Annotated in this window: 20 protein-coding genes and 1 pseudogene; 14 read left to right on the top strand and 7 right to left on the bottom strand. The window is 71.9% G+C overall.

What is annotated here, in order from left to right; all coding sequences use genetic code 11:
* Window positions 1-19: 19 nt before the first annotated feature.
* Window positions 20-1,168 carry an acyl-CoA dehydrogenase family protein gene (locus AMR74_RS11405; protein WP_053772182.1) on the bottom strand — a complete coding sequence of 383 codons (1,149 nt, stop codon included), beginning with the start codon at window positions 1,166-1,168 and terminating at the stop codon, window positions 20-22.
* Between the two features lie 111 nt (window positions 1,169-1,279).
* On the opposite strand from AMR74_RS11405, the gene AMR74_RS11400 reads away from it, so the two are divergent.
* A complete protein-coding gene (locus AMR74_RS11400) occupies window positions 1,280-2,077 on the top strand; it encodes an RIO1 family regulatory kinase/ATPase domain-containing protein (protein ID WP_053772181.1) in 798 nt (265 codons plus the stop codon).
* Here the strand turns inward: AMR74_RS11400 and AMR74_RS11395 are convergent.
* Window positions 2,065-2,379, bottom strand: a pseudogene (locus AMR74_RS11395) (helix-turn-helix domain-containing protein); the annotation flags it as partial. The gene AMR74_RS11400 and the pseudogene AMR74_RS11395 sit on opposite strands and share 13 nt — an antisense overlap.
* A gap of 88 nt (window positions 2,380-2,467) precedes the next feature.
* On the opposite strand from AMR74_RS11395, the gene AMR74_RS11390 reads away from it, so the two are divergent.
* Window positions 2,468-3,988 carry an aldehyde dehydrogenase family protein gene (locus tag AMR74_RS11390; RefSeq protein WP_053772180.1) on the top strand — a complete coding sequence of 507 codons (1,521 nt, stop codon included), beginning with the start codon at window positions 2,468-2,470 and terminating at the stop codon, window positions 3,986-3,988.
* 42 nt (window positions 3,989-4,030) lie between these two features.
* Here AMR74_RS11390 and AMR74_RS11385 read toward each other — a convergent pair whose 3' ends face one another.
* Window positions 4,031-4,999: a transcriptional regulator TbsP domain-containing protein gene (locus tag AMR74_RS11385; protein ID WP_053772179.1), complete on the bottom strand. Its 969-nt coding sequence runs from the start codon at window positions 4,997-4,999 to the stop codon at window positions 4,031-4,033.
* Between the two features lie 132 nt (window positions 5,000-5,131).
* Between AMR74_RS11385 and AMR74_RS11380 the strand changes: the two genes are divergently transcribed.
* Window positions 5,132-5,929: an aldo/keto reductase gene (locus AMR74_RS11380; protein WP_053772178.1), complete on the top strand. Its 798-nt coding sequence runs from the start codon at window positions 5,132-5,134 to the stop codon at window positions 5,927-5,929.
* Between the two features lie 26 nt (window positions 5,930-5,955).
* Here the strand turns inward: AMR74_RS11380 and AMR74_RS11375 are convergent, their stop codons facing one another.
* Window positions 5,956-6,993 carry a phosphotransferase family protein gene (locus AMR74_RS11375; protein ID WP_053772177.1) on the bottom strand — a complete coding sequence of 346 codons (1,038 nt, stop codon included), beginning with the start codon at window positions 6,991-6,993 and terminating at the stop codon, window positions 5,956-5,958.
* Between the two features lie 144 nt (window positions 6,994-7,137).
* On the opposite strand from AMR74_RS11375, the gene AMR74_RS11370 reads away from it, so the two are divergent.
* On the top strand, window positions 7,138-9,258 hold the full coding sequence (locus AMR74_RS11370; RefSeq protein WP_053772371.1) for a hypothetical protein: 2,121 nt from the start codon (window positions 7,138-7,140) through the stop codon (window positions 9,256-9,258).
* 107 nt (window positions 9,259-9,365) lie between these two features.
* Window positions 9,366-9,515, top strand: coding sequence for a DUF7557 family protein (locus AMR74_RS19130; RefSeq protein WP_167551910.1), 150 nt, complete (start codon window positions 9,366-9,368; stop codon window positions 9,513-9,515).
* 34 nt (window positions 9,516-9,549) lie between these two features.
* Here AMR74_RS19130 and AMR74_RS11365 read toward each other — a convergent pair whose 3' ends face one another.
* From AMR74_RS11365 to AMR74_RS11355, 3 genes are all read right to left on the bottom strand, one after another.
* Window positions 9,550-10,002 (bottom strand): DUF5799 family protein, encoded by a 453-nt coding sequence (locus AMR74_RS11365; RefSeq protein ID WP_053772176.1) that lies wholly within the window; start codon window positions 10,000-10,002, stop codon window positions 9,550-9,552.
* A gap of 70 nt (window positions 10,003-10,072) precedes the next feature.
* Entirely contained in the window at window positions 10,073-11,242 is a 1,170-nt protein-coding gene (locus AMR74_RS11360) for a mandelate racemase/muconate lactonizing enzyme family protein (protein ID WP_053772175.1), read from the bottom strand.
* Entirely contained in the window at window positions 11,239-12,168 is a 930-nt protein-coding gene (locus AMR74_RS11355; protein WP_053772174.1) for a 1,4-dihydroxy-2-naphthoate polyprenyltransferase, read from the bottom strand. The genes AMR74_RS11360 and AMR74_RS11355 overlap by 4 nt, the downstream gene beginning before the upstream one ends.
* Before the next feature lie 127 nt (window positions 12,169-12,295).
* Between AMR74_RS11355 and AMR74_RS11350 the strand changes: the two genes are divergently transcribed.
* From AMR74_RS11350 to ilvN, 9 genes are all read left to right on the top strand, one after another.
* Window positions 12,296-12,838, top strand: coding sequence for a carboxymuconolactone decarboxylase family protein (locus tag AMR74_RS11350; RefSeq protein WP_053772173.1), 543 nt, complete (start codon window positions 12,296-12,298; stop codon window positions 12,836-12,838).
* Window positions 12,839-12,878: 40 nt separating this feature from the next.
* Window positions 12,879-13,157, top strand: a complete 279-nt coding sequence (locus AMR74_RS11345) for a DUF7111 family protein (protein ID WP_053772172.1) — start codon at window positions 12,879-12,881, stop codon at window positions 13,155-13,157.
* A gap of 71 nt (window positions 13,158-13,228) precedes the next feature.
* On the top strand, window positions 13,229-13,354 hold the full coding sequence (locus tag AMR74_RS19820) for a hypothetical protein (RefSeq protein WP_255510278.1): 126 nt from the start codon (window positions 13,229-13,231) through the stop codon (window positions 13,352-13,354).
* 92 nt (window positions 13,355-13,446) lie between these two features.
* The gene (locus tag AMR74_RS11340) at window positions 13,447-14,424 is read left to right on the top strand and encodes an aliphatic sulfonate ABC transporter substrate-binding protein (RefSeq protein WP_053772171.1); all 978 of its coding nucleotides are present in this window, start codon (window positions 13,447-13,449) and stop codon (window positions 14,422-14,424) included.
* A 1-nt stretch (window position 14,425) separates the two neighbouring features.
* Complete coding sequence (locus AMR74_RS11335; RefSeq protein ID WP_053772170.1) at window positions 14,426-15,277, top strand: ABC transporter permease; 852 nt, start codon at window positions 14,426-14,428, stop codon at window positions 15,275-15,277.
* Window positions 15,261-16,061, top strand: a complete 801-nt coding sequence (locus AMR74_RS11330; RefSeq protein WP_053772169.1) for an ABC transporter ATP-binding protein — start codon at window positions 15,261-15,263, stop codon at window positions 16,059-16,061. Before AMR74_RS11335 ends, AMR74_RS11330 begins: the two co-directional genes overlap by 17 nt.
* A 393-nt stretch (window positions 16,062-16,454) precedes the next feature.
* Window positions 16,455-17,636 (top strand): LeuA family protein, encoded by a 1,182-nt coding sequence (locus tag AMR74_RS11325; RefSeq protein ID WP_449272040.1) that lies wholly within the window; start codon window positions 16,455-16,457, stop codon window positions 17,634-17,636.
* Between the two features lie 388 nt (window positions 17,637-18,024).
* The gene (gene ilvB / locus AMR74_RS11320) at window positions 18,025-19,824 is read left to right on the top strand and encodes a biosynthetic-type acetolactate synthase large subunit (RefSeq protein ID WP_053772167.1); all 1,800 of its coding nucleotides are present in this window, start codon (window positions 18,025-18,027) and stop codon (window positions 19,822-19,824) included.
* Entirely contained in the window at window positions 19,821-20,504 is a 684-nt protein-coding gene (gene ilvN, locus AMR74_RS11315; protein WP_053772166.1) for an acetolactate synthase small subunit, read from the top strand. Before ilvB ends, ilvN begins: the two co-directional genes overlap by 4 nt.
* Window positions 20,505-20,528: the final 24 nt, after the last annotated feature.

Genomic DNA, 20,528 nt, shown 5'->3' with positions numbered 1-20,528 from the left:
AGGGCGGGAGACGGTCCCTTCAGAGGCCGAGTTCGCGCCCGATGACGACGTGTTGGATCTCGCTCGTCCCCTCGCCGATCTCCATCAGCTTCGCGTCGCGGTAGAAGCGCTGCGGCGCGAAGTCGGTGGTGTAGCCGTAGCCGCCGAGCGTCTGGACCGCCTCCTCGGCCACCTCGCGGGCGGCCTCGCTGGCGTCGAGCTTGGCGAGCGCCGACTCGCGCGTGACCGACTCGCCGGCGTCGTACTTCGACGCGGCCCGGTGGGTCAGCAGGCGGGCGCGCTCGATCTGCCGGTGCATGTGGACCACCTTGTCGCGGACGGCGTCGAACTTCGATATCGGCTTGCCGAACTGCTCGCGCTCGCCCGCGTACCCCTTCGCGGCCTCGTAGGCGCCCTGCGCGAGCCCGACCGAGAGCGCGGCGATGGAGATCCGCCCGCCGTCGAGCGTCTTCATCGTCTGCGTCCAGCCGTCGCCCTCCTCGCCGAGCAGCCGGTCCGCCGGGATCCGCACGTCGTCGAAGGCTATCTCGCAGGTCGGCGAGCTGTTCAGGCCCATCTTGTCCCAGACGGTCGTCACCTCGAACCCGTCGTCGGCGTCGGGGTCGACGATGAACGTCGAGATGCCGTCGTACCCGGCCTCGGGGTCCGTCACCGCCTTCACGAGGATCGAGTCGGCGACGTTCGCGTTCGTGATGAACTGCTTGGTGCCGTTCAGCACGTACTCGTCCGCGTCGGCGTCATACTCGGCGGTCGTGTCCATGTCGGAGGCGTCCGAGCCGCTGCCGGGCTCGGTGAGCGCCCACGCGCCGAGCCCCTCCCCCTCCGCGAGCGGGCGGAGCCACCGCTCCTTCTGTTCGTCGGTCCCGAACAGGTCGATCGGCTTCGCGCCCAGCGAGGTGTGGGCCGCGTACGAGAGCCCGATCCCGCCGGAGACGCGGCCGAGCTCCTCCGTGACCAGCGCGTACATCAGCTGATCGCCGCCGAGACCGCCGTACTCCTCCGAGACCGGGACGCCCATCATGTCCAGGTCCGCGAGCGACTCGAACACCTCCTCGGGGAAGCGGTGTTCGTCCTCGATCTCCTGTGCGATGGGCGCGATCTCCTCCTCGCAGAACTCCCGGACGGTGTCGCGTATCATCCGGTGCTCGCCGGGTACCTCGAAGTCCATGGGCAAGGATTGCGACCCGCGGGCATAAACGATGCGAACGACCGTGATAAACCGCGGCGCCGGACGGTCCGCGAGCCGACGACTTATGCCGCGTCGCCGCGTTCCGACGGTATGGAGTTTCGGGAGCTCGTCCGCGGTCGCGTCGACTGGCCCGACATCGAGCGGGTCGCGCGCGAGCTGGCGGCCCGGTACGACCGCGACGAGATGCGGGTGCGCTTCCTCGACGCCGACAACTGGCTGTCGACGCCGATGGTCGTCGACGAGGACCTCTTCGTGAAGGTGATCACGCGACAGAACACGCTCGTCCACGCGCTGTTCACCACCGGGCGGAATCTCGGCGCGTTCTCGGCCGGCACCGAGGGGTTCTTCGAGCGCCACGAGACGCCCTACGAGATGGCGCGCCACGAGCTGGAGGCGACCCGGCGCGTCCGCGAGCTCGGGGTCAACGCGCCCGAGCCGGTCGAGGCGTTCGAGGTCGGCGACCTCGGCGTGCTCGTGTTGGAGTACCTGCCCGAGTTCCGCACCTTAGGCGAACTCGACGCGGCGGCCGTCGCCGAGCTCGCCCCCGAGCTGTTCGAGACGCTCCGGGCCATCCACGACGCCGGCCTCGCGCACGGCGACCTCCGCGCCGAGAACGTCCTCGTCGCCGACGGCGAGCTCCACGTCATCGACGCGACCCGCGTGAGCGAGGACGGCCGCGAGGCGGCGCGCGCCTACGACCTCGCGAGCGCGCTGGCGGCGCTGGAGCCGCTGGTCGGCGCCGCCGAGACGGTCTCGGCCGCGCTGACGAGCTACTCGACGGACGAGCTCCTCGCGGCGCGGCGGTTCCTCGACTTCGTCGCGATCCGGCCGGACCACGACTTCGACGCCGCGGAGCTGACCGGCGAACTCGAAAAGCGGACGACGTGACCCGGAGCCGCGCGGCCGAACCGCTCCTGTAGCTCCAGGAGGTTGCCGGCGCGGTCGGAGTCGCGGATCGCGTCGAGGAGCGCCTCGACCTCGTCCGTGGTGTCCGCGAAGGCGGTGAACAGCCCGTTCACAGAGTCGGGCGCGTCGGCGTCGGTCCGCGGCGAGTTGTAGATGGCGTGCGCGAGCACCCCGCCGTCCGCCCTGCCCGTCGCCTCGATGGCCCAGCAGTTCGGATGCCACAGGTCGAGCGTCAGCCTGGTCCCGCCCCAGTCCTCCCGCCCCTCCGCGTCGGTCGTCGCCATTATCCGACACAGTTGGTAGCGCACCACAAAGACCCGGCCGCCCATGGTAGGGTGGGTTATTTGGACGTGCCGACGGTAACCGCCACATATGGCGCAGCCCTACCAGCACTACATCGACGGCGAGTGGGTCGACGGCGACGGGTCCGAGACCTTCGAGAGCGCGAACCCCGCGACGGGCGAGTCCTTAGGCGAGTTCCGACGCGGGACTCCCGAGGACGTCGAGCGCGCGGTCGACGCCGCGGACGCGGCGTTCGAGGAGTGGCGGGAGCTCTCGCGGATCCAGCGCGCGGAGTACCTGTGGGACGTCTACCACGAGCTCCGCGACCGGACGGACGAGCTCGGCGCGATCGTCTCGAAGGAGTGCGGCAAGGAGATCAGCGAGGGGAAAGCCGACGTGGTCGAGGCCGCGCACATGGTCGAGTGGGCCGCGGGCGACGCCCGCCACCCGAAGGGCGACATCGTCCCCTCGGAGATCCCCTCGAAGGACGCGTACATGCGCCGGAAGCCGCGCGGCGTCACCGGCTGTATCACGCCGTGGAACTTCCCGGTCGCGATCCCGTACTGGCACATGGCCATCGCGCTGGTCGAGGGGAACACCGTCGTGTTCAAGCCCGCCGAACAGACCCCGTGGTGCGCGCAGATCATCGCGGAGATGTTCGACGACGCCGGGATCCCGGACGGCGTGTTCAACATGGTCCAGGGGTTCGGCGACGCTGGTAACGCGATCGTCGAACACGAGGACGTCTCCACGGTGCTCTTCACCGGCTCCGCGGAGGTCGGCCACCACATCCAGGAGAAGCTCGGTGGCGTCGCCGGCAAGCGCGCGGCCTGCGAGATGGGCGGCAAGAACGCCGTCGTGGTCACCGAAGAGGCGGACCTCGACGTCGCGGTCCACTCCGCGGTGATGTCCTCGTTCAAGACGACGGGCCAGCGCTGCGTCTCCTCCGAGCGCCTGATCGTCCACACCGACGTGTACGACGAGTTCAAAGAGCGGTTCGTCGAGGTCGCGGAGTCGGTCGCGGTCGGCGACCCGCTCGACGAGGACACGTTCATGGGGCCGTTGATCGAGCCGGAGCACTTGGAGAAGGTCACCGAGTACAACGAGCTCGCCCGCGACGAGGACGTGAATGTCCTCGTCGACCGGACGGAACTCGACGCCGACGAGGTCCCCGACGGCCACGCGGACGGCAACTGGATCGGCCCGTTCGTCTACGAGGCGGACCCCGACGCCGACCTGCGGTGTACCCACGAGGAGGTGTTCGGGCCCCACGTCGCCCTGCTGGAGTACGAGGGCGGCGTCGAGCGCGCCGTGGAGATCCAGAACGACGTGGACTACGGGCTGGCCGGCGCGATCATCTCCGAAGACTACCGACAGATCAACTACTACCGCGACCGGGCCGAGCTGGGGCTGGCGTACGGGAACCTCCCGTGTATCGGCGCCGAGGTCCAGCTCCCCTTCGGCGGCGTGAAGAAGTCCGGTAACGGCTACCCCTCCGCCCGCGAGGCCATCGAGGCCGTCACCGACCGCACCGCGTGGACCCTGAACAACTCGAAGGAGATCGAGATGGCGCAGGGGCTCTCCGCGGACATCAAGACGACCGACGACTGACGAGCCGCGATCGGTTCCGCGGCCTCGTCGCTCGCACCGTTCTCATTCCGTCACGTCGCGGACCGCCGCGACCGTCTCTTCGGGGGTCTCGGCCGCGGCGAGCGCGCCGCGGGGCGCCAGCCGCTCCCGCGGTCGCCCGACCGGCTGCGGCTCGGCGACCGTCTCGATCAGGTCGGCCGCCCGCAGGAGCCGCTTTATCCGCGTGAACGTCGAGGGGCTCCCGAGCCCCGCGTCCTCGCAGGCCCGCCGGAGGGTGCGGTCGAGGACGCCCTCTCGCGCGCCGACCGCGTAGGCGCGGACGCGGGCCGCTTCCGGGTCGGGCCCGTCCGCGCTCGCGTCGCCCGAACCCCCCGGCGTGTCGCCCGCGCTGTCTACCGTATCGCCGGCGTCGTCCCCCGTGTCGCCCGCGCCGTCCGTCACGTCGAGCGCGCGGAGGACCGCCGCCGCGACCGACTCGTCGCACCGCGCGGCGATCCCCTCGTACACCCGCCGCCGACTGGGCGTCCGGAGCCCGTACGGCTCCGCCTCGGCGAACCGCGACCCGTACCGCTCGCGGAGCGAGGCGTCGTCGCCGACCGGGTACCACCCACCCGGTTCCGCGGCCGCCCCGGCGCGCTCGCTGCCGATCAGGGCGAATCCGGTCTCCTCGCCCGCCAGCACCGGGTTGGGCTGCGGCGCGTCGAGGACGCGGAGCTCGACGGCGTCGGCGTCGACGAGCGCCGCGAGCCGGCTCGCCGACCGGAACCCCGCCGTCGCGTCGTCGACCGCGCTCTCGCCCGCGAGCACCTTCAGCGTCGGGATCTCCGACGGGTCGGGGTCGTCCGCGCCCGTGTCGCCCGCGCCGCCCGACAGGTCCGCGACGCTCGGCTCGACGAGCGCCGGCGCGGCCTCGCGGTACCCCGCGACGACGGCGCGGAGCAGCCGCGGTCCGGGGTCGACGAGGACCGGGTCGGCGAACGCGCCGAGCCGGAGCGGCTCGGGGGTCGAGGGGAGCGCCGGGCCGGTCGGCATCAGGCCACCCTACGGCCGCGACGGATTAAGCGTGCGGGACGGAACGTTGGACGCGGCGGCACCGGCCGGGGCGTCGGATCGCCGCGTGCCGGCTCGCGCGCCTTTTTCACTCCGCGCCCGGAACCGTCTCGCGTGCCACCGCTCGACCTGTCGATCGGGCTCGGAACGTCCGGGCTCGACGACCCCGAGACCTGTACCGACACCGTCGCCGCGGCGCTGGACGCCGGCTACCGCCACGTCGACACCGCGCAGATGTACGACAACGAGGCCGCGGTCGGCGCGGGGATCGCCGCGAGCGACGTCGACCGCGACGACGTGGTCGTCGCCACGAAGGTCCACCCCGAGAACCTCGCCCCGGACGACGTGCGGGAGACGGCGCGCGAGAGCCTCGACCGCCTCGGACTCGACCGCGTCGACCTCCTGTACGTCCACTGGCCGATCCGCGCGTACGACGCCGAGGCGACGCTGCCGGCGTTCGACGACCTCCGCGACGCCGGCGTGACCGACCACGTCGGCGTCTCGAACTTCACCCCCGACCTGCTGCGCGAGGCGCGCGAGATCCTCGACGCGACGATCGCGGCCCACCAAGTTGAGTGCCACCCGCGGTTCCGCCAGCCGGAGCTGCGCGGGCTCGCTGCCGAGTTCGACCACCGCCTCGTCGGCTACTCCCCGCTCGGTCGGGGCGAGATCCTCGACGACCCGGAGGTCGCCGCGATCGCGGAGCGGAACGACTGCTCGCCCGCGGTCGTCGCGCTCGCGTGGGCGCTCGACCGCGGCGTCGCCCCGATCCCGAAGGCGCGCGGCGACCACGTGCGCGAGAACCTGCGCGCGCTCGACGTCGACCTGCCCGACGCCGACCTCGACGCCATCGACGCGCTCGACCCGGGCGAGCGACGGATCGACCCGGACGACGCGGCGTGGAACCGCTGAGGCGGGCGGCCGAACCCCCGCCGCGGTCAGACGGCGTCGAGCCGCGCCCGTAACTCGGCGTCCGCGCGCTCGATCAGGGCGTCGACCGGCTCGTCGAGGTACGTCGCCCACTGGTCGACGAACCCCGACCGCCCGAGCATCCTGACGACCTCGTAGACCGGGCGGCGCCGCTCGAACCCCGCCGGGAGCCCCCCGGCCCGCTCGCGATACCCCTCGCGGAGGGCGGCGGCGAACCGCTCCGGGCCGGTCGAATCGAAGCCGTTGAGCAGTTGGTCCTCGGCGCGGACGAGGTCCCGCGCCGGGTCGCCCACGTGAGACAGCTCCCAGTCGATCGCCGCCACCGCGTCGGCGTCGACGAAGAGGTTCGGCTTCGTGATGTCGCCGTGGAGCAGCGCGGCCGGCGCCTCGTCGAGCGTCTCCCGGTTCGCGCGGACGCAGTCGATCACCGCGTCGTAGTGGCTCGCGAGCCGCTCGCTGGTGCCGATCTCGCGTGTCCGCTCGACCGTCGCGAGCAGCACGTCGGACCACGGCGCGAACGCTATCGAGAGCCCGGTCGGCCCGTCGGGTCCCGCGGACGTTTCTTTCTCCGCGGTCGCCGCGCGCTCCGCCGCGCTCCCGCGCTCCGTCCCCGCGCCGACGATCTCCCCGTGGTCCGGGAACCGGTCGGCGTGGAGCGCGGCGAGCGCGGCCCCGACGCGGCGGAGCAGTCGCTCGCGCTCGTCGCCGCTCGCCGCCTCGTAGGCGTCCAACAGCCCGCGACCGGGCGCCGGCGCCGTCGCGAGGTACGCCGGGTTGCCGTCGGGCTCGGCCGCCAGCACCTCGGGAACCGCGAGTGGCCCGTGTTCGGCGACGTAGCGGAGCACGGCGCGCTCGCGGGCGAGTCGGCGGCTCTCGTCGGCCAGCGCGACCTTGAGGAACGCCCGGCCGCCGTCGGCGAAGACGACGCCAACCGTCTCGTTGGCGCCGTTCCACGAGGGGCCGACGCCCGTCAATCGGTCCACGGCCCGGTCCGGAAACGCCGCCGCGAGTGCCCGTTCGATCGGCTCTGACCCGGCACCGTTCATACCCTTTTTCCGTGCGGGGGCGTGTTAATATTTTTGTCAGGACGGCATTTGCCGTGGTGCGTGAGCGCTCGGAATACGTTTCAGAATCCTGTTACCGCGTGATTATCGACACGCTCATACGTGTTGGCGAACCAGAATAAGCTCGTGAAAGACGGGGTTTCGGGCGAGCGCATCGGGTTCGAGGTCGACGGGACGACGCTCACGGTCCGCGACGTGATCGAGGGCGAAGAGATGGAGTTCCGCGCCGACCGCGAGCCGGAGCTCTCGCCGGCGCTCTCGGCCCTGTTCCCCTCCCCGGTCGACAACGCCGTCAGCTTCGAGGCGACGTCGCTCGCCGTCCCGGCGTACACGTCGATCGTCGTTCGCGACGCCGAGGGCGAGTTCGTCGAGCGCCCGAACGATCCAACGGAATTCCCGCGGGGATCGTACTGTGTCGAGACCACGGGCGCAGTGAAGTCGACCCTCAGAGTCGAAGACGCGGAGCTGTCGGTCAGCGGCGTCGAGGGACCGGAATCGGTCGAGATATCGCTGGACCGTCCCGCGACCGTCTCCCTCGGCGTCCGCTCGCTCCATACCCGGCCGGAGGCGACGACCACCGTCCCGGACGACCCGGAAGCCCTCGCGGAGGCGGTGTCGGTGCTGGGATCGTCCATCAGAGAGTTTTCCGCGGAGCGGTCCTGGCCGACGCTTCGGGGGTACCCGCCCCGCATCCACCGAGGGGAGTCGCTCGAAATCCCGAGCCCGCTGACCGTCCCGGACACGGGCGTCGAGGTGGTCGTCCGACCGACGTACGCCGACGTGTACCGCCTCTCGACGCTCGCCTACTACCTCGGGGCCCGGATGACGATCGGCGAGGCGCCGGCCGTCCGGCTCGACAACGGGTACACGGAGCGGCTTCCCACCGACGGCCACCGGCTCGAAGAGCGGGCAGCGGACCTGCTTCGCACGTGGTTCTTCCTCGACACGCTCGTGCGGATCGACGGCTACACGATCTCCGACAGGGCGGAGTACGACCTGGTCGGCCCGCAACTGCCGTTTTACCCGCCGAACCTAGCCGATCTCCCGCTGAGCGAACGGCTGATAGAGTTCCTCGAGGTCGACGCGGAAACCGTTGAGCCGTACGCTCCCGAGTGGGCGGCGGAAGCGGTGCTTCGTCCCGGCCCCGAAGGGGCCGAGCTCCTGCCGCACCTGGCCAACATTCTCGCGCCGATTCGAGTCCGTGGCTCCGCCGAGGGGGTTCGCTCGGGAGATCCGGTCGGAGTCACGACGGCGGACCGGCCGACCGGCAGCCGATCGCTCTCCTCCTGCGAGGGCGACTCGGTTCCCGTCCCGGACTCGATACCGGAGTGGACCGCCGCGGCGCTCCCGGCGGCGTACGAACACGAGCTTCGGCGGACGCCCCCGGACGCCGGAGGCGCGAACGTCACCCTCCTCGTTCGGTCCGAAGAGCGAGCGCGGCGACTGCGCGAGGCGCTCACGAGCCCGTCGACGCCGGCCGGCGTCGGGTCGCTCTCGATTCTCGAAACGCCGACGACGGACTCAGTCGCGGACGCGCTGTCGGACCCGTCGATCGACCTGTTGTACTCCGATCTCTCCGTTCGCGAAGGCCTGCCGGTCGCGGACGACCTCCCTCGTTACCCGGCGGCCGACGACCGATCGGCTCCGGCCGTCAGCGTCTTCGAGGGAAGCTCACGTCCCGCCGTCGCCGTCGACACGGTCCGCCGCGGCGGCACCGGGGCCGCGGTGATCGACGGTCACATCCCGGCGGACCAGATTCGAACCGCGATCGAACTGCTCGCCGCGGAAGGCCTCCCGCTCGACACGGCCCTCGCGACGCTACGGCTTCCCAGTCACCCCCCGGTCCGCTTCGCGGGCAACTGCTCGACCAACGTGATGCCTCCGAACCCTCCGACGCCGAGGCTCATCTCCGTCGAGTCGGTCTCGGAGTCGCAACACCGAGTCACCTGGCGAACGGTGCTTTCCCCGGCTTCGTGGCTCGGGGCGGAGTATCAGATCGTCTACGACTGTTTCGACGAGAAGACCCGGCTCGTGGGACGCGACCCGACGGAGCGGCCGATTCTCTCCTCGGAAGTGGTGGCAGACTGGTCGACCGAGCCCGACACCACGCTGTTCCTCAACGGTCAGTTCGTGCCCCCGACAGTCGATCTCACCGTCGAGGACGTCGAAGCATCGGCTCAGAAGGCGCTCGCGACCGACGAGTCCGGCGCCGGCGATCCGACCGAACTCCGCAGCGAGTCCGAGTGACGCGACTGACGCTGCGCCGAGCGCCGCGAACCGAGTCCGCCTCGGCGACGCCGTCGCGGATCACGCCCGGCGACATTTTTTATCCCTCGGCCGACCAATCTCCGCGTATGCCCCAGATCCACCTCGACGAGGAGACGGTCGAGCGGCTCGACGCGCTCCGGGTCGACGACGAGGAGTACGACGAGATCGTGAGCGAACTGATCAACATCTACGAGGCGGAGGAGCTGACGCTGTTCCGCGGCAGCGACCTGAAGTAAGTCCGGCGTCGCCCCCGCGTCCCGGGCCGCCCCGCTACTCCTGATACGCGACGCGGACCTGTTCCCACTTGCCGACCTCCTCTAGGTGCGCCTGTAGCTCGTCGGCGTACTCCTGGACGAGCCGCTCGGCGGCCTCCAGTTCCTCGTCGGACGACCCGCCGCCACCGCCGAGCCCGAGCGCGCCCTTGATCGAGTCGACGACGCCGCCGCCGCCGCCGGAGCCGCCCGAGTCGCCCCCGGGGGCGCCGCCCATCCCCGCCATCTGCGACCGGAGGTTCTCCAGTTCGGGCATGATCGCGGGCAGGCTCGACGTGTCCGCGACGACGCGGGCGGCCTCCGGGTCGTCGGCGTTCTCGATCTCGAACTCCGTGGCCGTCATGATCAGTCCCCACTCCTGGCTGGAGAAGCGCGACGCCGCGACGCGCTCGTTGAACTGGTTGTCGACGGTCATCCGCTCGCCGACGATGGCGTCGGTCCACTCGCTCATACCCCCCGTTCGCCGGTCGCGGTGAAAAGTCCGTCCCCCCGCGGCGAGCGCCGGGTCCGCCCCCGTCCCGCTACCGCCGCAGGTCGTCGAACGCGCCCCCTGCGAGACCGGGACCCGTCGGGACCGCGATCCGGCCGCCCTCGACCGGACAGGGGTCCGGCGCCAGGTCACCGTCGAGCAGCGACGCGGTCGCGAGGCCGCAGGGCGACACGTCTGGGACCGCGGCCGCGACGTGGACGGCGGCCGTCCGGGCGACCACCGCGTCGATCGTGGTGGTGACGACCGGGTCGACGCCGGACTCTCGCGCCCGCAGCGCGGCCGCGAGCGCGCGATCCGGCCCGCCGAGCGCCATCGGCTTGAGCACGACCGCGTCGGCCGCGCCCGCGTCGAGCACCGCGCCGATCCCGCGGGCCGCGACCGACTCGTCGGCGGCGATCGGGACGCCGCCGCCGTCGTCTCTCCCGTCGTCGCCCTCGCCTCCGCCGTCGCTCCCGTCGCCGTCGGCCGGGTCGCCCCGGCGAAGCGCCGCCAGGCCGTCGAGGTCGTCCGCCGGGAGCGGCTGTTCGACGTACGCGAGGTCGAAGGCGGCCAGCGCGTCCAGCGCGCGGGACGCCGTCTCGCGGTCCCACGCGCCGTTCGCGTCGGCGCGGAGCGCGACCGCGTCGCCGACGGCCTCTCGGACGGCGCGGACGCGCTCGATGTCGGCGCCGACGCCGCGGGCGCCGACCTTCACCTTCAGGCAGTCGAACCCCGCCTCGACCGCGCGCCTCGCGTCGGCGGCGGTCTCCACCGGAGAGCCGTCTCCGACGGTCGCGTTGACCGGGACCGCGTCCGCGGGGGCGACCCCGGCGCCGGCCGTGTCCGCGAGGTGAGCGGCGAGGCGCCGTCCGCGCTCGCGGGCCGCGGCGTCGGCGACCGCGAGGGAGACGCCGTGGCGCGCGGCCGGCGTCGACGCCGCGTCCAGCGCCTCCGCGGGCGAGTCGACTTCGCTCCGGTCGCCGAGGCCGTCGAGCGCGGCCTCGCAGGCCTCCCGCGACTCCGTCCAGCCCGGGAGCGGCGTCGCCTCGCCGAGGCCGGCCGCGCCGTCCTCTGCCGTCTCTCGTTCAACGGTGACCACGAACCCCTCCCGGCGGCCGATCTCCCCGCGGGCGGTGCCGAGCGGTCCGGTCAGGTCGAGCGCGAACGGCCGGTGTCGAACGGTCCGGGCCGGCCCCCCGCCGCGCGGGTCGTCGTGGGTCACACCGCCAGTCCGACCGCGAACGCGACGGCGTACGCGGCGAGCAGTTTGCCGGTCGATTCGAGCGCGGGGTTGAGGGCCTCGCCGGAGGTCTCGGTCAACACGGTCCGCGCGACGGTCGCCGCCAGCGGGAGCGTGACGAGCGGGAGCAGCGTCGCGAGGCCGTCCCCGCGCGCGACGAACCACAGCGGGGCGAGGTACGCGAGGGCGAGCATCGCGAGGTACTCGCCGCGGGCGAACCGGTAGCCGAAGCGGACGGCGAGCGTGCGCTTGCCGGTCGAGGCGTCCTCCTCGCGGTCGCGGAGGTTGTTGACGACGAGAATGTTCGTCGACAGCGCGGCGATCGGGAGGCTCGCGACCGCGGCCCCGACGGTGACGGCCTCACCGGGCACCCCGACCGGGAACCACCCGGCGAGGAGCGCCGCGGCCTGGACGTAGTACGTCCCCGTCACGGCGATCACGCCGAAGAAGACGAACACGAAGAGGTCGCCGAGCCCGTGGTAGCCGAGCGGGTACGGGCCGCCGGTGTACGCGATCCCGGCCGCGACGGAGGCGAGTCCGATCACGAGGATCGGGACGCCGCCGACGGCGACGAGGTAGGTGCCGACGCCGATGGCGGCCGCGAAGGTGAGCCACATCGCCCGCTTCACCTCGGCCGGTTCGATGAGGCCGCTGGCGACGACGCGGGTGAACCCCTCGCGGTCGTCGGTGTCGGCGCCCTGGATCGCGTCGTAGTAGTCGTTCGCGAAGTTCGTCCCGACCTGGATCAGCGCCGCGCCGACGAGCGCCGCCAGCGCGGGCAGCGGGGCGAACACCCCGTCCGCGAGCGCCAAGCCGACGCCGACGATCACCGGCGCGGCCGCGGCCGGGAGCGTCTGCGGCCGGGCGGCGATCAGCCACGCCCGCCGGCGGGTGACCTCGGTGCTCATTACCCTCGGTTGGTGCGTGGCGTCCCTTAAGGTTGCCATCGCGGATCGCCGCCGCGCCCCCGCGGCCGCTCGCGGCGAGCGATACCGAGTGGCACACACCTATGCTCCCCGAGCGCGACCGGGCGCCATGGCCCGCGTTCCCTACGCCGAGGCGTCGGACGTGCCGGACGAGCACGAGGACCTCCTGGAGTCGTCGCTTCAGGGAAAACCGCTCCGCGTGTACCAGTCGGTCGGCAACAACCCCGAGGTGTTGGCGGGGCTGCGGTCGTTCCTCGGGTCGCTGTGGACCGACAGCGGCCTCACGGAGCGGGAGCGCGAGCTCGTCATCCTGGCGGTCGCGAGCGAGGTCGGCAACCGCTACGAGTGGCACCAACACGTCAACATCGCCCGTGGGGCTGGGGTCGACGACGACGCGATCGCAGCGCTCGGACGCGGTGACACCGGTCCCTTCGGCGACGGCGAGACGACCCTGATCGAGTACGCCCTCGCGGTCGTCCGCGGCGAGGTCGACGCGGTGGCGCACGACGAGGTCGCGGCGCTGTACGACGACGAGGCGATCGTCGGTATCGCCGCGACCGCGCGGGGGTACGACGCGCTCGGCGGGATGATCGACGCGTTCGACCTCGAACTGGAGCCCGGAACCGAGTTCCACGGGTGGGACCCCCGGTAACGACCGACAGGTTCGACAGGGTCCGGCCCGTATCGCGGGTATGACCGACACGGAGGCCGCGTCGGCGAACGGGATCGAGGCGCGGTACGAGGAGACGGACGGCGAACGACGGCTCACCTTCTCGCGGGACGGCCGCGAGGCGACCGTCGCGCAGAACGTCGAGGGGTACGCCATGCTGAAGGTCCGGCCCGGCCCCGACGGCGACGAGTTGGAGCGGTACTACGGGCTCGACATGGCGCTCGATCACGCCGCCGAACTCCTCGGCGTCGCCGTCCCCGACCTCCCGGTGCCGGACGCCGCCGCCGACATGGGGATGTAATCGCGGAGGAACTCGTTTCCTCAGTGGATGCTCTTCGCGGCCGAGACCGGACGCCGCGAGGACTCCGCAACATGATCCGGTACCCGGAACGCGAGCCGAACGCCTTCGAGCGGTCGAGCGACCGCGAGCGAACCGCGCGTCCGGGCGACAGCGCGAGCGACGCCGCGGTCTGTTCGCGTGTGAACCGTCGCCACTGATGAAAATAAATAACCATAGGGCATCATAGTCGTGGATGAATATTCTCAATAGCCATATCGGTTTATGAGCGGCACCGGTACGAGGAGTCACGATGGAGCGAAGACAGTTCTTGCGCGGTACCGGCGCGGCGATCGGCGGCTCGCTCGCCGCGGGCTGTGTCGGGGGCGGGAGCGGCTCGGGTACGGTGACGGTCGACTACGCGTACTACAACCCGGTCAGCCTCGTATTGCGCGAGAAGGGCTGGCTCGAGGCGACGTTCGCGGACACCGGCACCGACGTCGAGTGGGTGTTGAGCCTCGGCAGCAACCAGGCGAACGAGTACGCGCAGAGCGGCGAGGCCGACGTCTCCTCGACCGCCGGCATCGCGGCGCTGATGGCGCGCACGAACGGCGTGCCGATCACGACGCCGTACGTCTACTCGGAGCCGGAGTGGACGGCCCTCGTCACCTTCCGGGAGACCGGGATCGAGTCGGTCGCAGACCTGGAGGGGAAGCGGGTCGCCGCGACCCGCGGGACGGACCCGTACTTCTTCCTGCTCCAGGCGCTCGGTGACGCCGGGCTGAGCGAGGACGACGTCGAGGTCGTCAACCTCCAGCACCCGGAGGGGCAGTCCGCGCTGGTCCGGGGCGACGTGGACGCGTGGGCCGGGCTCGACCCGCACATGGCCGAGCTCGAGCTCGAACACGAGGGGGCCGAGCTGTTCTTCCGCGAGCCGCGGTACAACACCTACGGCTTCCTGAACTTCCTCGACGGGTTCCTCGCGGACCGCACGGAGCAGGCGCGCCGCGTCCTGGAAGCCTACGAGCGCGGCCGCCAGTGGGCGGTCGAGAACCCCGAGGCGACCGCGGGGATCCTCGCGGACGCCTCCGAGATGTCCGCGCCGGTCGCGGAGCGCGTGTTCACTCGGCGGACCGACCTCTCCGAGCCGATCCCGGGCGAACCGCACCGCGAACTGCTCTCTGACCTCTCGCCGGTCCTCGAACGCGAGGGGCTCGTGACCGACGACGCCGACCCGGCCGGGGCCGTCGACGAGCTGATCGACTCCGAGTTCGCGACCGAGGTCGCCTGAGATGGCCGCGGACACCCCTCACGAGTCCGAGGCCCGCCGCGGGTCGGACGGCGACGGGTCGGCCCGGAGCGCCGAGTCGCGCGGTCTCGGGCCGGTCCCGCTCTCCGCCGCGAGCCGGCTTCGGCCGCTGCTCGGCCTGCTCGTCCCCGCCGCGCTGGTCGTCGGCTGGCACGTCGCGGTCGCGACCGGGGTCTTCGCGGCCCACCAGCTGCCGGCGCCGCTGCGGGTGGCGGAGACGCTCCGGGGGATGGCCGCCTCCGGCGAGCTGTGGGGCCACGTCGCGATCACGGTTCAGCGCGTCGTTCTCGGCGCCGGCCTCGGAATCGCCGTCGGAATTCTGTTCGGGACCGCGACCGGGCTCTCGCGGACCGCGAGCGACCTCCTCGACCCGCTCTTACAGAGCCTCAAGAACATCCCGTCGCTGGCGTGGGTGCCGCTGTTCCTCCTCTGGTTCGGCATCGGCGAGACCGCGAAGGTGCTGCTCATCGCCGTCGGCGCGTTCTTCCCGGTGTACCTCAACCTCTCGACCGGTATCGCCGCGGTCGACGAGGAGCTGCTGGAAGTCGCCGAGGTGTACGACCTCGGCCGCCTCGAGTCGCTGCGGCGGGTCGTGTTCCCGGCCGCGCTCCCGGACCTGCTCGTCGGGGTCCGCGGCGGCGTCGGGCTGGCGTGGATGTTCGTGGTCGCCGCGGAGCTGATCGCGGCGAGCCAGGGGATCGGGTTCCTGCTGAGCGACGGGCGGACCCTCGCGCGGCCCGACGTCATCGTCGGGTCGATCCTGCTCTTCGCGTTCCTCGGCAACTGCTCGGACCTCGCGGTGAAGGGAGTGAGAGACCGTGTCGTCGGACGCTGACGCCGACCTCGCGCCGCCGACCGCCGACGCCGCGCCCCCGGACGCGGACCCCGTCCTCGCGGTCGACGGCCTCCGGGTGCGGTACGACGACACCGTCGCGCTCGACGGCGTCGACCTCGCGGTCGTGGACGGGGAGTTCGTCGCCGTCGTCGGCCCGTCGGGCTGCGGCAAGTCGACGCTGCTCCGCGTGCTCTCGGGGCTCGAAGCCGAGTTCGGCGGGCGCGTCACGGTCGACGGGACGGACGTGCGCGACGGCGGCAGCGACGCGGTCGGGATGGTGTTCCAGGAGCCGCGGCTGCTCGACTGGGCGGACGTGCGCGAGAACGTCGCCGTCGGGCTCCCGGCCGACGTGGACCCGGATACCGAGGCGGCCCGCGAGCGCGTCGACGACCTGATCGAGACGGTCGGGCTCGACGGGTTCGCCGAGAGCCGCCCGGGCGAACTCTCCGGCGGCATGGCCCAGCGCGTCGCGCTCGCGCGCGGCCTCGCCTACGACCCGTCCGTGCTGCTGCTCGACGAGCCCTTCTCCGCGCTCGACCGCCTGACGAAGGCCGACCAGCAGGACCACCTGCTCGACGTGTGGGCGGAGCGGGGAACGACCGTCGTCCTCGTCACCCACGACGTCGAGGAGGCCGTCTACCTCGCGGACCGCGTCGCCGTCCTCGGCGGCCAGCCCGGCACGGTCGAGTCGGTCGTCGACGTGGACATCGACCGCCCCCGCGATCGGGCGGACGCCGACTTGGTCGCGCTCCGGCGCGAGGTGACGGCGGCGCTCGGTCGGTGAGGGCGCACCGCAGCGATCCCTGACGCGCACCGGCGGCGCCGCACGCCGATCCGCGGCGCCGCGCGCTGCCCGCCGCCTTCCGTCGCCTCGTGCCACCGCGTGTCGCGACGCGCGTTCCCACCGCGCGCCGGTTGCGGAGCGAAAGAAACGAACGTCGATCCGGCTTATTAATCGGCTTCCGGATCGGAATACGTCCCCGATCACCGGTGTGTGTATAATCTCCTTAAGGTGTAATGATGCCGGCGCTGTCCTGCGGTTCTTTCGGTTCCCCTCGCGGCGCGCCGAACTGCCGGTCCGCTCCGATTTTGCGATCGTCCAAACCGTTAAGTAGCCGACCGTCTTGTCGTGAGTCGATGACAGACATCACGGAGGCTTCGTCGGACACCCCGGCGGATCGAGTTCTTCCAGGGCACGATAGCTTCTAACGTCGACATAGGTCCGGTACGGATCTTCGACACGACCCTGCGAGACGGAGAACAGTCACCACGGACGTCGTTCAGCTACGACGAGAAACGCCGCATAGCGGCGACGCTGGACGACATGAACACCCACGTCATCGAGGCGGGGTTCCCGGTCAACTCGGACGCGGAGTTCGAGGCCGTCAGCGACATCGCCGCCGCGACGGACACCACCGTCTGCGGGCTGGCGCGGGTCGTCGAGGGCGACATCGACGCCGCGCTCGACTCCGGCGTCGAGATGGTCCACGTGTTCGTCTCCACCAGCGACGTCCAGCTGGAGGACTCGATGCACGCGACCCGCGAGGAGGCGAAGGGGCGCGCGGTCGACGCCGTCGAGCAGGTGAAAGACGCCGGCGTCGAGTGTATGTTCTCGCCGATGGACGCCACTCGGACGGACCCGGAGTACCTGATCGACATCGTCGAGGCCGTCTCCGACGCCGGCACCGACTGGATCAACATCCCCGACACCTGCGGCGTCGGGATGCCGACCAGCTTCGGCGAGACGGTGAAGGCCGTCGTGGAGGCGACCGACGCCCGCGTCGACGTCCACACCCACGACGACTTCGGGATGGCGGCGGCGAACGCCGTGGCCGGCTTCGAGAACGGCGCCGAGCAGGCGCAGGTGTCGGTCAACGGGATCGGCGAGCGCGCCGGCAACGCCGCCTACGAGGAAGTCGTCATGGCCGTCGAGTCGGTGTACGGCGTCGACACGGGCATCGACACGACCCAGATCACCAAGTTGGCCCGGATCGTCGAGGAGGCCTCGGACATCCCGGTGCCGGCGAACAAGCCGATCACCGGGCGGAACGCGTTCGCCCACGAGTCCGGCATCCACGCCGCGGGCGTCATCGAGAACGCCGACACGTTCGAGACCGGCGTGATGACCCCGGAGATGGTGGGCGCGGAGCGCGAGTTCGTGCTGGGCAAACACACCGGCACGCACAGCGTGCGCAAGCACTTGGTGGAGGCCGGCTTCGACCCGACGGACAGCGAGGTCCGGAAGATAACCAAGCGGGTCAAGGAGTACGGCGCCGGCAAGCGGCAGGTGACCGCCGGCGACGTCGAGCGGTTCGCCGAGGAGGCGGGCGTCGCGCGCGAGGAGGAGGTCCGGGTCTGATGGACCCCGTCCCGACCGGAGCGCCCCCCGAGCGACCGCGAGGACGGTCGCGGGAGCACCCGACCGAGGGGCCGCGCGCCGCCCGGCGCCGCGTCCCCCGACAGGAATTTATACCCCGGCCGCGTTGCCTCGGGCGAGATGCGACGGCGTTCCACGGCCGCGGCGCGCGCGAGCGTCCCGGGAGCCGTCGCGCCGATCATCGTAGGGGTCTGACCCCCTACACTACCCCTTCCTCACCGACGCGACGCACCGCCGAACGCCGGCGGCCGGACCGTTCCCGAACCCCGGAGTGCCGCGCTCGACGGGTCGAGGCCGCCCCCGGCCGCCCCGCGTTCGCAGCGACCGACACGACAACCCGCCAGATGCAACACCGCACACCACCACGACAATGAGCGACACAGCAGCACAGCCGCGATCCGACGCCGACGAGTCGGACGACGGCGCGACCGAGGAACCGACCGACCCGGACGACGGACCGGCCGCGGGCGCCGTCTCGACCGGCGCCGAGTCGGTCGTCGCCGCCCTCGAGGCCGCGGGCGCGAAGACCGCCTTCGGCGTTCAGGGCGGCGCGATCATGCCCGTCTACGACGCCCTGTACGACTCGTCGATCCGGCACGTGACGATGGCCCACGAGCAGGGCGCGGCCCACGCCGCCGACGCGTACGGCGTCGTCGCCGGCGAGCCGGGCCTCTGTATGGCCACGTCCGGCCCGGGCGCGACGAACCTCGTCACGGGCATCGCCGACGCCGACATGGACTCCGACGCGATGGTCGCGCTGACCGGCCAGGTCCCGACGGAGTTCGTCGGGAACGACGCGTTCCAGGAGACGGACACGATCGGGGTCACCCGCCCCATCACGAAGCACAACTACTTCGCGGGCGGGGCCGACACCGTCGGCGACACCGTCGGCGAGGCGTTCGAGCTGTCGCGGGCCGGACGCCCGGGGCCGACCCTTGTCGACCTCCCGAAGGACGTGACGCAGGACGAGACCGATCGGACGCCCGGGCCGGCGACGCCGCCCGCGGGGACCGACCCCGACCCGAACGCCGACGCCGACGCGGTCGAGGCGGCCGCGCGCGCCATCGAGGCCGCCGAGCGTCCCCTCTGTCTGTTCGGCGGCGGCGTCATCAAGGCCGACGCGAGCGACGAGGCGCGGACGTTCGCCCGGAGCTACGGGATCCCCGTGACCACGACGATGCCGGGGATCGGGTCGTTCCCCGAGGACGACGACCTCTCGCTCTCGTGGGCGGGGATGCACGGCACCGGCTACGCGAACCTCGCGATCACTCACACCGACTGCCTGATCGCGGTCGGGACGCGGTTCGACGACCGCCTCACGGGCGGCATCGACACGTTCGCGCCCGAGGCCGAGGTGATCCACGTCGACATAGACCCCGCGGAGATCAGCAAGAACGTCCACGCCGACTACCCGCTGATCGGCGACGCCGGGCGCGTGTTGGACCAGCTGACGGCGGCGGTCCGCGAGGCGCCCGACGCCGCCGCGTGGCGCGAGCGTTGCGAGGAGTGGAAGGAGACGTACCCGCTCACGTACGCGACGCCGGACGACGAGCCGCTGAAGCCGCAGTTCGTCGTCGAGGCGTTCGACGAGGCGACCGACGACGACACCATCGTGACGACCGGCGTCGGGCAACACCAGATGTGGGCCTCGCAGTTCTGGACGTACACGGAGCCTCGCACGTGGGTCTCCTCGCACGGGCTCGGCACGATGGGGTACGGCGTGCCCGCCGCGGTCGGCGCGCGCGTCGCCGCCGACACGATGGGCGAGGAGGACCGCGACGTCGTCTGCTTCGACGGCGACGGCTCCTTCCTAATGACGATGCAGGAGCTGTCGGTCGCGGTCCGGGAGGAGCTAGACGTCACCATCGCGGTGCTGAACAACGAGTACATCGGCATGGTGCGGCAGTGGCAGGACGCCTTCTACGAGGGGCGCCACATGGCGTCCGACTACACGTGGATGCCCGAGTTCGACAAGCTCGCGGAGGCGTTCGGCGCCCTCGGGCTGCGCGTCGACGACTACGACGAGGTCGCGCCCGCGGTCGAGGAAGCGCTCGACTACGAGGGGCCGGCCGTGGTCGACTTCCACGTCGACCCCGGGGAGAACGTCCTGCCGATGGTGCCGAGCGGCGGCGCGAACGGGAAGTTCGCGGCCGCGGAGGACCAGCTATGAGCGGCGACTCCCCGTCCGCCGGCGCGCCGGAGGCCGACTCGCGGCCCCTCCCCGACGAGCAGCCCGGGCCGGACGAGCGCGACCACCCCGAGGGGCGCCGGAATCTGGAGGGGATCCGGATCGACCCGGTCGTCGAGGCCGAACACGAGTCGCGGCGCGCGGTCATCTCGGCGCTCGTCGAGGACGAGCCCGGCGTGCTCGCGCGCGTCTCCGGACTCGTCTCCCGCCGGCAGTTCAACATCGAGAGCCTGACGGTCGGGCCGACGACCGTCGACGGCCACTCGCGGATCACGATGGTCGTCGAGGAGACGGACCCCGGCATCGACCAGATCGAAAAGCAGATGGCGAAGCTGAAGCCGGTCATCTCGGTCGGCGAGGTCGCGGGCGACGCGGTCACCTCGGAGCTCGTCCTGCTGAAGGTCGAGGCCGACGACCCCGCCGCGGTCCACGCCGTCTCCGAGATGTACGACGGCCGGACGGTCGACGCCGGCCCGGACACGATCACGGTCGAGCTCACCGGCGACAAGGCGAGCGTCGACAGCGCGATAAGCGCCTTCGACCGGTTCGGCATCGTCGAGATCGCGCGGACGGGCCCGACCGCCCTCGCGCGCGGCGACACCCCCACGGCGCCAGGAGAGAAACCCGGAACGGCCGGCGAGCCGACGACGCACGACGACTGACACGCGGACCCACGCGGACACAAC

Origin of the sequence: Halorubrum tropicale (assembly GCF_001280455.1) — an archaeon.
Lineage (GTDB): Archaea > Halobacteriota > Halobacteria > Halobacteriales > Haloferacaceae > Halorubrum > Halorubrum tropicale.
This window is presented reverse-complemented; position numbering and strand designations above follow the sequence as displayed.